The sequence below is a fragment of the Leifsonia sp. NPDC056665 genome (assembly GCF_042791795.1).
Lineage (GTDB): Bacteria > Actinomycetota > Actinomycetes > Actinomycetales > Microbacteriaceae > Leifsonia.
On sequence record NZ_JBHTXK010000018.1, the window covers coordinates 18,834 to 31,672 of the forward strand.

General features: G+C 71.8%; 10 protein-coding genes. 3 read left to right on the forward strand and 7 right to left on the reverse strand.

Features of this window, described 5'->3' with window-relative positions; translation table 11 throughout:
* Nucleotides 1-107 precede the first annotated feature (107 nt).
* Together ACFQ9V_RS15620 and ACFQ9V_RS15625 are read right to left on the reverse strand one after the other, a co-directional pair.
* A complete protein-coding gene (locus tag ACFQ9V_RS15620) occupies nt 108-785 on the reverse strand; it encodes a DedA family protein (protein ID WP_382460040.1) in 678 nt (225 codons plus the stop codon).
* Entirely contained in the window at nt 782-2,323 is a 1,542-nt protein-coding gene (locus ACFQ9V_RS15625; protein ID WP_382460041.1) for a glycosyltransferase family 39 protein, read from the reverse strand. The genes ACFQ9V_RS15620 and ACFQ9V_RS15625 overlap by 4 nt, the downstream gene beginning before the upstream one ends.
* A gap of 163 nt (nt 2,324-2,486) precedes the next feature.
* Here ACFQ9V_RS15625 and ACFQ9V_RS15630 point away from each other — a divergent pair, with 163 nt between their 5' ends.
* Both ACFQ9V_RS15630 and ACFQ9V_RS15635 read left to right on the forward strand, forming a co-directional pair.
* A complete protein-coding gene (locus tag ACFQ9V_RS15630; RefSeq protein WP_382460042.1) occupies nt 2,487-5,033 on the forward strand; it encodes an ATP-dependent Clp protease ATP-binding subunit in 2,547 nt (848 codons plus the stop codon).
* Between the two features lie 134 nt (nt 5,034-5,167).
* Nucleotides 5,168-7,684: a penicillin-binding protein gene (locus ACFQ9V_RS15635; RefSeq protein WP_382460043.1), complete on the forward strand. Its 2,517-nt coding sequence runs from the start codon at nt 5,168-5,170 to the stop codon at nt 7,682-7,684.
* On the opposite strand, the gene ACFQ9V_RS15640 is transcribed toward ACFQ9V_RS15635, so the two are convergent.
* The 4 genes from ACFQ9V_RS15640 to ACFQ9V_RS15655 all read right to left on the reverse strand — a co-directional run bounded on the left by ACFQ9V_RS15640 (nt 7,681) and on the right by ACFQ9V_RS15655 (nt 11,015).
* Nucleotides 7,681-8,574 (reverse strand): 3-methyladenine DNA glycosylase, encoded by an 894-nt coding sequence (locus tag ACFQ9V_RS15640; RefSeq protein ID WP_382460044.1) that lies wholly within the window; start codon nt 8,572-8,574, stop codon nt 7,681-7,683. The genes ACFQ9V_RS15635 and ACFQ9V_RS15640 overlap by 4 nt on opposite strands.
* A 22-nt stretch (nt 8,575-8,596) precedes the next feature.
* Nucleotides 8,597-9,202, reverse strand: a complete 606-nt coding sequence (locus ACFQ9V_RS15645; protein ID WP_382460045.1) for an HD domain-containing protein — start codon at nt 9,200-9,202, stop codon at nt 8,597-8,599.
* Between the two features lie 347 nt (nt 9,203-9,549).
* The gene (locus tag ACFQ9V_RS15650) at nt 9,550-10,584 is read right to left on the reverse strand and encodes a zinc-dependent alcohol dehydrogenase family protein (protein ID WP_382460046.1); all 1,035 of its coding nucleotides are present in this window, start codon (nt 10,582-10,584) and stop codon (nt 9,550-9,552) included.
* Nucleotides 10,581-11,015: a (deoxy)nucleoside triphosphate pyrophosphohydrolase gene (locus ACFQ9V_RS15655; protein ID WP_382460047.1), complete on the reverse strand. Its 435-nt coding sequence runs from the start codon at nt 11,013-11,015 to the stop codon at nt 10,581-10,583. Before ACFQ9V_RS15655 ends, ACFQ9V_RS15650 begins: the two co-directional genes overlap by 4 nt.
* A 39-nt stretch (nt 11,016-11,054) precedes the next feature.
* On the opposite strand from ACFQ9V_RS15655, the gene ACFQ9V_RS15660 reads away from it, so the two are divergent.
* On the forward strand, nt 11,055-11,597 hold the full coding sequence (locus tag ACFQ9V_RS15660) for a cysteine hydrolase family protein (RefSeq protein ID WP_382460048.1): 543 nt from the start codon (nt 11,055-11,057) through the stop codon (nt 11,595-11,597).
* Nucleotides 11,598-11,601: 4 nt separating this feature from the next.
* Here the strand turns inward: ACFQ9V_RS15660 and ACFQ9V_RS15665 are convergent, their stop codons facing one another.
* Entirely contained in the window at nt 11,602-12,720 is a 1,119-nt protein-coding gene (locus ACFQ9V_RS15665) for a hypothetical protein (protein WP_382460049.1), read from the reverse strand.
* Between the last annotated feature and the right edge of the window lie 119 nt (nt 12,721-12,839).

Sequence of the window (12,839 nt, forward strand, 5' to 3'; positions counted from 1 at the left end):
ACGACTGCGTGCCCAGTACCGCCAGCAGCGCCAGACCGTTCGAAGGGCACGTTAACGCCCCTAAAACGGCCGTTGAGGGGCGTTTACGTGCCCCTCGGCGAGCAGCCTTACGACTCGACGCGCGACTTCCGCCGCCGCAGCGCGATCGCGCGCACCAGCACCGGGCCGACCGAGATCACGACGATCCCGATGAGCACGATGTCCAGGTACTTCGACACGAAGTCCGCGACGCCCGGGATGTGACCGAGGCCGAACCCGATGAGCGTGACGGCAGCGGCCCAGACGGCGGCGCCGATCACGTTGAAGAGGCTGAACACGCCGTGGCGCATCCGGCCGACGCCCGCCGCGACGGGCGCGAAGGTGCGGACCACCGGGACGAAGCGGGCGACGACGACCGCGCCGCTGCCGTACTTGTCGAAGAACGCCTGCGTGCGCGCGACGCTCGCCCGGCTGAACACCCCGGACTCGCGCCGGTCGAACACCGCGGGGCCGGACTTCCAGCCGATCAGGTAGCCGACCTCGCCGCCGAGGATCGCGGCGATGGCGACGGCCACGATCACCAGCCAGAGCGGCTGCGGGATGTGGCCGGTGAGGGTGAGCACGCCCGCGAAGAACAGCAGGGTGTCGCCGGGCAGGAAGAAACCCAGCAGCAGGCCGGTCTCGGCGAAGACGATCGCGCAGATGCCGAGCAGCGCCCACGGACCGGCGGCCTGGATGAGGCCCTGCGGGTCGAGGAGGCCGGTATGGACGAGGGCGCCGGCGGCGGCCAGTGCGTGGGGGGTCATGGGGTCCTTTCGTACAGCGAGATCAGCTCGCGATGCGTCGCGATCCGCGTGGTGGTCTCGTGGAAGCCGAGAGCGGTGAGGTCGGCGACGCCGTAGTCGTCGACGGAGCCGGGGGAGGCGGAGTACTCGATCAGCCACACCCGGTCGACGCCGTCGAACCGGCCGAGCGCGGCGGCCTGGCGCACACTGTACGCGCTGTCATGCCAGGAAATGGTTTTGACGGCCGGGAGGTCGAGGGCGACGTCCTTCGTGTCCGCGAAGCCGGCGGGGTAGGTGTGCTCGGCGAGGCGGGGGCGCTTGGACGGCTTGGTGGACTCGTCGAACACGACCGCGTCGCCGGGGCGGGCGTGCGCTCCGATCGCGGCCGAGACCTCCGCCCAGTCGCTCTGGTTCTTGGCGTAGGGCGTTCGCTCCGCCACATAGACCGGGACGCACAGCGCGAGCACGAGCACGCCCGCGACCACGCCCGCCCAGCGGCGCCACCGGAGGATGTCGTCGACACCGCACGCGATCAGGAGCGCCGCCGCCGGCGCGCAGAACGACACGTACCGGGCGGTGAAGTCGGGCACGACCGACTGCACGGCGATCAGGATGACCGGCGGCAGGAGCAGCCAGACCAGCGCGACGCCGACGAGGGACGGGGCCCGCGACTCCGTGAGGGCGAGGAACCGCTCCCCGCCGGCGCGCGCCGCCACCGCCCGCTGCCGGATCGCGACCGCCACGGCGAGCACGATGAGAGCCCAGGCCGCGATCCCGAGCGGCCAGGAGTCGCCGAACCACAGCCCGCTGAACAGGGTCTGCGGCGCGAGCTGCTGCACTGCGCCGAGGTAGGAGATCTGGTTGTGCTGGCCGATCGCGAGCACCAGCAGGGGAGCGACGGCCAGCACCGCCCCGCCGACCGCGATCAGCAGGCCGCGGACGGTGCGTCGCGGCGGGCGGCACACGGCGACGATCACACCGTGGACCACCACGAACAGGATCGTGTAGAGGAAGAAGTACGTCCCGAGCGCGAGCAGCACGCCGTAGCCGACGAACCACGCCGCCCGCGGGCGCTCGCGGTCGAGCGCGGCGACGAGCAGCACGGTCAGCCAGGCGACGATCGCCGCCGAGAACGCGAAGGAGCGCGCCTCCTCGCCCATGTAGGTGACCCGGGGGAGGATCGCGCAGACCAGGCCGGCGATGACCGCTGTGCGGGTGTTCCGAAGCCGCGCCGCCAGCAGCACGACGGCCGCCGTCGCGAGCCCGACCACGATCGCGCTCGGCAGCCGCACGGCGAACGGCGAGAACCCGAACAGGCCGCCCCAGAAGTGCAGACCGAGATAGTAGGTGCCGTGAACGGCGTCGACGTGTCCCAGCATCTGGAACAGCGACGGCAGCGGGCGCTGCGCGGACATGATGCTGGTGGCCTCGTCGCCCCACAGCGACGGGATGCCGGAGCCGATGGCGGAGAGCACGGTCGCGAGCACACCGAACAGCGCGGCGAGCACCGCGGGGCGGGTGAGGGGCGCGGCACTCCGGGTGGGGGCCGGCCGCAGCATCGTGACAGACAGGTCGGCACCGTCCTTTCGAATCAGCGTCTGCCCCCAGTCAATCCCACTCCTCCCAAGAAAAGTCCAAGACGGCAGTGAACGCGGAATAAAGACTTTCCCCGAACGTTGAACTTGAGTGCAACCAACTCAACTTTACGAACCAGGAGATCAGGTGCCCGAGAACTTCACCCCCGAGAGCGGCAGCGAGAACTCGTTCGACGAGTTCCTCTCGCGCTACCTCGCGGGCGAGCGCGCCCGCAGCGCGCGCTCCATCGACATCAGCCGGTTCCTCAGCCGGCGCACGCAGGAACTCCTCGCCGAGGCGGGCCGTTACGCGCTCGAGCACGGCCACCGCGAGCTCGACGCCCTGCACATCCTCCGCGTGATGGCCGGGCAGGAGCCCGCGTCCGATGCCATGCGCCGCATCGGCGTCGACCCGTCCGCGGTCGCCGACGCCGCCGAGCAGCGGCTCCCCGCCTCCGGCGAGCCCATCGACGCCGACGGCGCCGCGATCACGGCGTCCGCCCAGCGTGTGCTGTTCCACGCCTACCAGGTGGCCCGCGCCTCCGGTGCGACCTACATCGACCCCGAGCACCTCTTCTTCGCTCTTGTGATCGGGCAGGACGCGCCCGCCGGGCAGGTCCTCCAGGCCGCCGGCGTCACCCCCGACTCCCTCACGAACGCCATGCGGCAGTCCGCCACGGTCGGCGCGGGAGCCCAGGAGGCCGCAGAGGCGGCCGGCGACTCCGAGACCCCGATGCTCGACCAGTTCGGCACCGACCTGACCGCGCTCGCGCGCGACGGCAGGCTGGACCCGGTCATCGGCCGGCTCGACGAGATCGAGCAGACCGTCGAGATCCTCTCCCGCCGGACCAAGAACAACCCCGTCCTGGTCGGCGAGGCCGGCGTCGGCAAGACCGCGATCGTGGAGGGCCTGGCCCGCGCGATCATCGCCGGCGACGTCCCCGAGCAGCTGCTCGAGAAGAAGGTGGTCGCGCTCGACCTCGCCGGGATGGTCGCAGGCACCCGCTACCGCGGCGACTTCGAAGAGCGGCTCACGAAGCTCATGGACGAGATCAGCGCACGCAAGGACGAGCTGATCGTGTTCGTGGACGAGCTGCACACCGTGGTCGGCGCCGGAGGCTCCGGCGAGTCCGGCGGCATGGACGCGGGCAACATCCTCAAGCCCCGCCTGTCGCGCGGCGACCTCCACCTGGTGGGGGCGACCACGCTCAAGGAGTATCGCCGCATCGAGAAGGACCCGGCGCTGGAGCGCCGCTTCCAGCCGGTGATGGTGGGCGAGCCGGGCGTCGAGGACGCCGTGCTCATCCTGGACGGCCTGCGTTCCGCGTACGAGGAGCACCACGCCGTCACGTACACGCCGGAGGCGATCCGCGCGGCGGTGGAGCTGTCCAACCGCTACATCTCCGACCGGTTCCTGCCGGACAAGGCGATCGACCTGATCGACCAGGCCGGCGCCCGGCTGCGGCTGTCGCTCGGCAAGCGCGTCGACGCGTCCGAGCTGATGCAGCGCCTGGCGACCCTGGAGTCCGAGAAGAACTCCGCCGTCGCCGCCGAGCACTACGAGGAGGCGTCCCGCCTGCGCGACGAGATGGAGGCCGTGCAGCACGGGATCGACGAGCTCGGCACGGCCCCGCGCCACGCCGCGGAGGCGGTCGTGGACGAGGCGGAGATCGCGGCGATCGTCTCCCGGGCGACCGGCATCCCGGTGTCCCGCATCGGCGACGCCGACCGCGAGCGCCTCGCCGCGCTGGAGTCGGAGCTGCACGCCCGCGTCATCGGCCAGGACGACGCCGTGACGGCCGTCGCGAAGGCGGTGCGCCGCAACCGCACCGGCCTCGGCGACGAGCGCCGCCCGGTGGGCTCGTTCCTGTTCCTCGGCCCGACCGGCGTCGGCAAGACCGAGCTGGCCAAGTCGCTGGCGGAGTCGCTGTTCGGCGACGACAAGGCGATGATCCGGTTCGACATGAGCGAGTTCGGCGAGCGCCACACGGTCGCCCGCCTGGTCGGCGCCCCTCCCGGATACGTCGGCTACGACGAGGCGGGCCAGCTCACCGAGCGTGTGCGCCGCAACCCGTACTCGGTCGTGCTGTTCGACGAGATCGAGAAGGCGCACCCCGACGTGTTCAACCTGCTGCTGCAGGTGCTGGACGACGGTCGCCTGACCGACGGCCAGGGCCGCACGGTCGACTTCCGCAACACGGTGGTCATCATGACCTCCAACCTGGGCTCGGAGTTCCTGGCCTCCCGCAGCGGCGCCCTCGGCTTCGTGCCGGTCGGCTCGGGCGGGTTCGCCTCGGACAAGGACATCCGCGACCGGGTGATGGGCAAGCTCCGGGAGGCCATGCGTCCCGAGTTCCTGAACCGCATCGACGAGATCGTGCTGTTCCGCAAGCTGGACGCCGAGCAGCTCCGCGACATCGTCCGCCTGCTGCTGCAGGCGACGGGTGCCCGGCTGGCGCACCGGTCCATCGGATTCGAGGTGACGGAGGCGGCCGTGGAGTGGATCGCCGATGCCGGCTACGAGCCGGAGTACGGCGCCCGCCCGCTCCGACGCGTCATCCAGCGCGAGGTGGACGACCGGATCGCCGAGCTGATGGTGGCGGCCACCGTCGCGGACGGCGGGACCGTCGTGGTCGACGCCGTCGACGGGGCGCTGCAGGTGCGGCCGCGGGCGGTGTACGCGGCGGCGGCGTAAGCGACGCAGAGCGACGGAAGGCGCCGGCTCCCTTCGGGGGCCGGCGCCTTTCCGCATCCCCTTCCTGAAAGTCCCCATAGGGGTACAGTGCATGTCTCAACCCGTCCCACAGCAGACCCTGGAAGCGTGGACCCGTGCCCAACCCGGACAGATTCCCAAATTCCCCGCGCCTGCAGGCGATCGACGAGCGTATCGAGCCCCTCAAGCGGTTCGAGCTGCGTGCTCCGCGCTCCCGAAACGCCGCGATCGTGCAGTGGGTGGCGCTCGCGCTCGTCGCTGCGGTGCTCTCCACCTTGTTCTTTCTTCCGGGTTTCCTGGGAGCCGGCGTAGCGGCCGCTGCGGGCATCAGTGACTTCAACAAGCTGCCGGCCGATCTGAACATCGGGCAGTTCGCGCAGAACTCCACCGTGTACGCCAAGCAGGGCGGCAACGACGTCCCGATCGCGCAGTTCTACGCGCAGAACCGCAAGGACGTCGCCTGGGCCCAGGTCGCGAACGTCGCCAAGGACGCCGCGACCTCCGCCGAGGACCCCCGGTTCTACAGCGAGGGCGCCGTCGACCTGTTCGGCACCGTGCGCGGCGCGCTCTCCACCGTCGTCGGCGGGGGCGTGCAGGGCGGGTCCTCCATCACTCAGCAGTACGTCAAGAACGTCGAGGTCGAGCACTGCGAGGGCCTCACCGACCAGAAGAAGGTCACGGCCTGCTACAACGACGCCGCGGGCGTCACCCTGCAGCGCAAGATCCAGGAGATGCGGTACGCGGTCGGCCTGGAGAAGAAGTACAGCAAGCAGGACATCCTGCTTGGCTACCTCAACGTCGTCGGCTTCGGCGGCCAGGTGTACGGCATCGAGGCCGCGTCGGAGTACTACTTCAACACCACCGCCGCCCAGCTCACCCTCCCGCAGGCGGCGACCCTGATCGCCATCGTCAACAACCCGTCCAACCTGCGCATCGACGAGGCGAGCAACAAGGACAACGGCGCCGCCAACGGCTACAAGCTCACCAAGGCCCGGCGCGACTACGTGCTCGACCGCATGTACGTGAACCACAAGATCTCGCTCGCCGACCGGGATGCCGCCAAGAAGGCCCCCATCCAGCCGACGATCACGTCGACGCCGTCGGGCTGTGCCATCGCCCAGAACGTCAACGCCGCGTTCTTCTGCGACTACGTCCGCGACGTCATCCTCAACGACCCGGCGTACGGCAAGACCAGCGCCGACCGCTGGACGACGCTCAACCGCGGCGGGCTCAAGATCTACACGACCCTGAACCTCGACCTCCAGGGTGCGGCCCAGCAGGCGATCTCCAAGTACATCCCGTCGTCGCGGCCCGACATCGACGTCGGCGCGACGAACGTGTCCGTCGAGGTCGGCACCGGGCGCATCGTCACGATGGTGCAGAACAAGGCCTTCAACAACACCGACCAGGCCCAACCCGGCACGACGGCGGTGAACTACAACACCGACGAGGCCTACGGAGGCTCGCAAGGCTTCCAGACCGGTTCGACGTTCAAGGCGTTCGACCTCGCCGGCTGGCTGGAGGGCGGCCACAGTCTGTACGAGTCGATCGACGCGTCGCAGCACAACTTCTCGATGTCCCAGTTCCACAGCTCGTGCGGCACGGTATCCGGGCCGGACTGGCCGGTGTCCAACGACGAAGGCTCGGCGAGCCGGCTGTCGGTGATGTCCGCGACGGCGCAGTCCGTCAACACGGCATTCGCCATGATGGCCACCAAGACCGACCTCTGCTCCATCCTCAAGGCGGCGCAGAGCCTCGGCGTGCACCCGGCCAAGAGCGGCGCGCAGCTCAACTCCTACCCGTCGATGATCCTCGGCACGAACAACATCGCGCCGCTGACGATGGCGACGGCCTACGCGGGCATCGCGAACGGCGGCACGGTCTGCACGCCGATCGCGATCGACAGGGTGATCAACGCCGACGGGACCCCGCACAAGGTGAGCCCGTCGACCTGCACGCAGGGCCTCCAGAAGAACATCGCGTCCGGCATCACCTACGCCCTGCAGGGCGTCATGCGCGGCGGCGGCACCGCGGCCAGCGCGAACCCGTACGACGGCACCCCGATCATGGGCAAGACCGGAACGACGGACGACTCGCTGCAGAACTGGATGATCACCTCCACCACGAAGGTCGCCCAGGCCACCTGGGTGGGCAACGTGTCCGGTTCCGTCCCGCTGCGGAGCCTCGACTTCAACGGCATCGGCGGCGGCAACGTCAAGTTCTCGATCGCCAAGCCCATCCTGCAGGCGCTCGACAATGTCTACGGCGGCGACGCCTTCCCGAAGCCGGACAACTCGGTGCTGTACGGCAGCCAGGTGTCCGTGCCCGACGTGAGCGGCAAGACGCCCGACCAGGCGACGTCGCTGCTCCAGGGGCTCGGGCTGACGGTGACCGTCGACCAGACGCCGGTCCCCAGCGACCAGCCGGCCGGCACCGTCGCCGGCACGAACCCGTCGTCGGGCTCCAGTGTGGACGGCGGATCGAGCATCAGCATCCAGATCAGCTCGGGTCAGAACACCTCGACGCCGGGGCCGACCACCACCCCGACGCCGCAGCCGACCAACGGCCAAGGCAACGGGGCCGGTGGGGGCAACGGGGCCGACGGAGGCGCCGGCGGCGGCAACGGCGGCTAGGCCGGGACGCGGTCCAGGGCGGGCGTGACCCGACGCCCGCCCGGCCACGCGTCGAGCACCCGCTCGCGCAGCGCATTCGACCGCTCGGCGAACGCGCGCTGCCGGCGGACGTACTCGGCCTTGCCCTCGGCGGTCTCGATGCGCACGGGCTCCGCGCCCCACGGCCGCATGTCGTAGGGGGAGGCCTGCATGTCGAGCATCCGGATGTCGCGGGCGAGCTCGAACGCGTCGAGCAGGACCTCGCCGGGGACCAGCGGGCCTAGCTTCATCGCCCACTTGTAGACGTCCATCCCGGCGTGCAGGCAGCCGGGCTGCTCCAGCTCGGGCTGCGTCTCGCGCGTCGGCGCGAAGCGGTTGCGCGGCACGGCCTCCGGCGTGAAGAAGCGGAAAGCGTCGATGTGCGTGCAGCGCAGCTCTGCGGCCTCCACCACGGCGTCGGTGCCGCCCTGGCCGAGCCGCAGCGGGACGTCGTGGCGGTGCTCGTCCTGCCGGTAGACCATCGCCCACTCGTGCAGCCCGAAGCAGCCGAAGGCTCCGGGCCGCGCGGCGGTCGAGCGGAGGATGCGCTCGATCGTGGCGAGCAGCGGCGCCTTCTCGCGCTCCATCGCGGCGTGGTCGACGACGAGGCCGCCGGGCGTCGCGCCCGCGGTGTACCAGCGCCAGGACGCGCGCGGGTCGCCCGCGGCCTCCCGGAGCTCCACCCCGGCGCCGGGATGCCAGCGGCGCAGCACCGACGGCGAGTAGGCGTAGTAGGTGAAGAGGAAGTCCTCGATCGGGTGCTTCTCGCCGCGGGAGGCGCGGGCGCGGTGACCGGCCGTGAGCGCGTCGGCGCGCTCGGCGTGCGCGGCCTCGCGGGCGCGCCAGTCGGCGGCGGGGAGCGGGAAGGTCACCAGACGAGGATACGTCGCCGCGTCAGCCGAGGGACTCCAGCGGGTTGCGCTGCAGCTTGCTCGCGACCCCGCGATCGACGATCCGCTTCGCCGCGGTGCCCGGCTTGCGCTCGGCCTGGTCGGTCACGCAGGCGGTGAACTCGGCGGCCAGGCTCAGGCGCGGGAACGCGGCGACGACCTCCCGCCGGAACTCCAGCGGCAGCGCGTCGGGCCGCACGCCGGAGATGTCGAGCGCGGTCGCGACCTCCAGCAGATGGCCCTCCGGGTCGACGGCCGGGTCGACCTCCGGCCAGTTGTGCCGCACGATCACCTCGTGCGCGCGGGTCCGGCGTGCGGCCGGCCAGCCGGCCCCCGCGGTGAGCGCCTTCGCGACGTGGCCGCCGGCGTCCTCGTAGGCGAGGGTGTGGTTGTCGAAGGCGGGCACGATCCCGATGTCGTGCAGCACGGCGGACACATAGAGCAGCTCGCGGTCGACGCCGTGCAGGCCCTCGACGGTCGCGAAGCCCTCCGCCCACAGCCACGACCGGAGCACATGGTTGAGCAGGGCCGGCGTGTGGTACTCGCTCGCGAGCTCGAGCGCGGCGCGCGCCGCGGCGGAGTCGGGCGCGGGGATGTCGGACAGTCGCATGCCTCCATCCTGCCGCCCCCCGCCGCACAGATCCGGCCCACCCCCACGCAATTCCCGCCGACTTGCGCCCCACCCGCCCCGCCCCGCCCCACCGCCGCCCCGCCGCCGCCCCGGCCCGCGGCTAACGGAGAAATTGAGGCCCTGGGCAACGCGGATCTCCTCCGTTAGCCGTCATCGGCCGGCGTGTCAATGCGGATCTCCTCCGTTCGCCACGCCTGTCGGGAACGGAGGAGATCCGCAGTGGCAGGCACCGGAAAGTCAGTTACCGGAGGAGATTCAGGGGGATTCGGGGTGGATGTCCTCCGTTAGCCGCGGGGTGGGCGGCGAGGGAGGGGTGGGGCTGCGGGTCAGCGCTGGGTGGGGTCGAGGACGGTGATGCCGGTGCCGGGGGCGGACTCGGCGAGGGGGAGGAGGCGTGCGGCCTCGGCGAGGCCGACGGTACGGGTGACGAGCTGCTCCGGCCGGAGGGGGCCCGAGGCCACGAGCGCGAGCATCCCCGGGTAGTCGGCGGCCGCCATCCCGTGGCTGCCGAGGAGGTCCAGCTCCCACGCGATCGCGCGGTCGAGCGGCAGCACCGGCATCCCGCCGGTCAGGAGGCCGATCTGCACGTGCCTGCCGCGACGGCGCAGCGACAGCACGCTCGCGGCGGCGGTCTCGGCCGAGCCCACCGCATCCACCGAGACGTGCGCGCCGCCGGAGGTCAGGGCGGCGACGGCCTCCGGCGCGTCCGGGCCGGCCGGGACGGTGTGCTCGGCGCCGAGGCGTGCGGCCGCGTCGAGCGCGCCGGCCGAGCGGTCGATCGCGATCGGACGGGCGCCGAGTGCCCGGGCGATCGCGATCGCGCTCAGCCCGACGCCGCCCGCGCCGTAGACCGCGATCCACTCGCCGGGGCGCAGGACGGCGCGCGCGGTCAGAGCGCGGTAGGCGGTCGCGAACCGGCAGCCCAGGGCCGCCGCAGCGGAGTCCGGGAGACCGTCGGGCACCGCCACCAGGTTGAGGTCGGCCGCCCGCACAGCCACGAGCTCGGCGTGCGAGCCCCAGTGCGTGAAGCCGGGCTGGGTCTGCTGCGGGCACACCTGCGCCTGCCCCGACCGGCACCACTCGCACGTCCCGCAACCGTTGACGAACGGCGCGGTGACCCGGTCGCCCGGTCGCCAGTTCTCGACGCCTGCCCCGACCGCCTCCACGACGCCGGCGAACTCGTGACCCGGGACGTGCGGCAGCCGCACCGAGTCGTCGTGGCCCGCCCAGGCGTGCCAGTCGCTCCGGCAGAGCCCGGAGGCGCCGACGCGGATCAGCGCGCCGCCGTCCGGCAGCTCGGGCGAGGGGAGGTCGCCGACCCCGACCGGGCCGGAGAACGTCTCGTAGTGCAGTGCTTTCATCGGGTCCCTTCCTCCAAGGCCGCCGCCGCTAGCTCCGCCGCCCCCATCCTCCCCAGCAGCGCGACCACCGGCCGGTCGGCGTCGGCCCACCCCAGGCCGTCGAGGTCGTCCGTCGCGCGCCACTCGAGCGCGTCGTGATCGGTGGAGGCCGTCGGCGCCTCGCCCGCCAGCGTCACCGCGTAGCAGGCGAGCTCCACACCCCCGGTCGCGGTCCTGTCGAGCAGCGCGCCCACCCGCACCGCGGCGCCGAGCTCCTCGCGCAGCTCGCGGCGCAGCGCCTCCTGGGGCGTCTCGCCGGCCTCCACCTTGCCGCCGGGGAACTCCCACCGCCCTGCCGCGTCCTTGTGCGCGGCGCGCCTGCAGGCCAGCACGGCGCCGCCGCGCACGATCACGCCGGCGACGACGGGGAGGGGGCGGCTCGGGGAGGTCACTGTCCCATCCTGCCCCGTCCGGGATGCCAGGATGGTCACGTGACCGACTCGAACCCCACCGTCCTGCTCGTGATCGACCTGCAGAAGGCGGTGCTGCCCGGCTGCCTGGACGCGGACGGCGTCGTCGCCCGGACCGCCGCGCTCGTCGACCGGGCGCGCGCCGCCGGCACCCCGGTGGTCTGGGTCCAGCACGAGGGCGAGGACCTCCCGTGGGAGAGCGCGCCGTGGCAGCTCGCCGACGGCCTGGTCCCGGCGAAGGGCGAGGCGCGCGTGCGCAAGGAGTACCGCGACGCGTTCGCGGGCACCGACCTGGACGAGGTGCTGGAGTCCCTCGACGCCACCCGCCTGGTCGTCGCCGGCGCGCAGACGGACTTCTGCATCCGCACCACGACGCAGAGCGCGGCCGTGCGCGGCTTCGACGTCGTGCTCGTCGGCGACGCGCACACGACGACCGACGCGGAGTGGGAGGGCGTGACCATCAGCGCGGAGCAGATCGTCGCGCACACCAACCGCTACTTCTCGGGGCTGCGTTACCCGGGGCAGCAGTTCGCGGTCCTGGCGGCAGCCGACGTGGAGTTCTGATCGCTCACGGCGTCCACCGCAGCTCGATGATCTCGTGGGCGTCGCTGAGGTAGAACACGTTCTGCGTGCCCTCGTCGACCTCCACGAACGCGACGGGGTCGCCGACGATCGCCGGGGCGCCGACCAGCGGCCCGATGTCGTTCGTGTGCCAGACGCCCTCCTGCCACCAGAGCTCGTGCACGTTGTTGTCGTGCCCGGTGAAGATCACGTGCTGCGTCGCGACCGGCTGGAACAGTCCCGCCTCGAACGCGTAGCCCGCCGGGCTGGAGGTGGCGTACGGCGTGACCGCGGACGCGGCGGTGGTGAGGTCGAAGTAGTGCCAGCCCGACGCATCCCACCACAACTCGATCAGCCGGCCGTTGCCGCTCACGTAGTCGACGTGCTGCGTGCCCTGGCCGCGGAACACGTACCCGGTTACCGTCTCCGCGTCGCTCACGACCGGCGCGCCGGTGACCGCGGTGAGGTCTCCCCAGTGCCAGGCGGAGGCGTCCTTCCAGAACTCCAGCAGGTGCCCGAGGTCCGTGCGGACCAGCACGTGCGCGGTCTGCTGATCCTCGAACGAGTACCCGGTCGGCGCGGCGTCCGGAGCGCACGGCGGGGCCCCGGTCGCGGCGGTCAGGTCGAGGTCGTGCCAGCCGTTCCCGGAGTTGCTCAGCTCGTGGATGTGGCCTCCGCCGCGCGCCTGGTAGACGACGCGCTGCGTGCCGTCGTAGTACGTCTCGTAGCCGAACGGCTGCGAGAGGGTGAGCGGGGCCCCCGCCGCGTCGGTGAGGTCGTTGGCGTTCCAGCCGTCGTCCTCGGTGTACCAGAGCTCGTGGACGTGGCCGTCGAACCGCTGGCCCTGGTACACCACGTGCTGCGAGCCCTGATGCGCCCAGATGTAGCCGTTCGCGTTGGTCGCGGCGGCCGCGCCTCCCGCCTCCGAGACGAGGTTCTTGACGTTCCAGTCGTCGCTCGCGCTGCAGTACAGCTCGTAGAGCTGGCCGTCGCCGCCGGTGAGCGAGTTGTAGCCCTGGAACACGACGTGGCGCGTGAACTGCGCGAACAGCCACGCGGTCGGCTGGTACACGGCGTGCGGCGCCCCGGAGGTGGCCGTCGTCAGGTTCTTGAGTCTCCAACCCATGATCCGCTCCGATCGTGCGGCGCCGGCGCCGGGAATCGGCGTCGACAGCCCCAGAGTAGGCGCGAGCGGGCCGCTGCGGGATGGCTGATTCGTGGTACTTTTCCTCCGGCGAGGGGAGT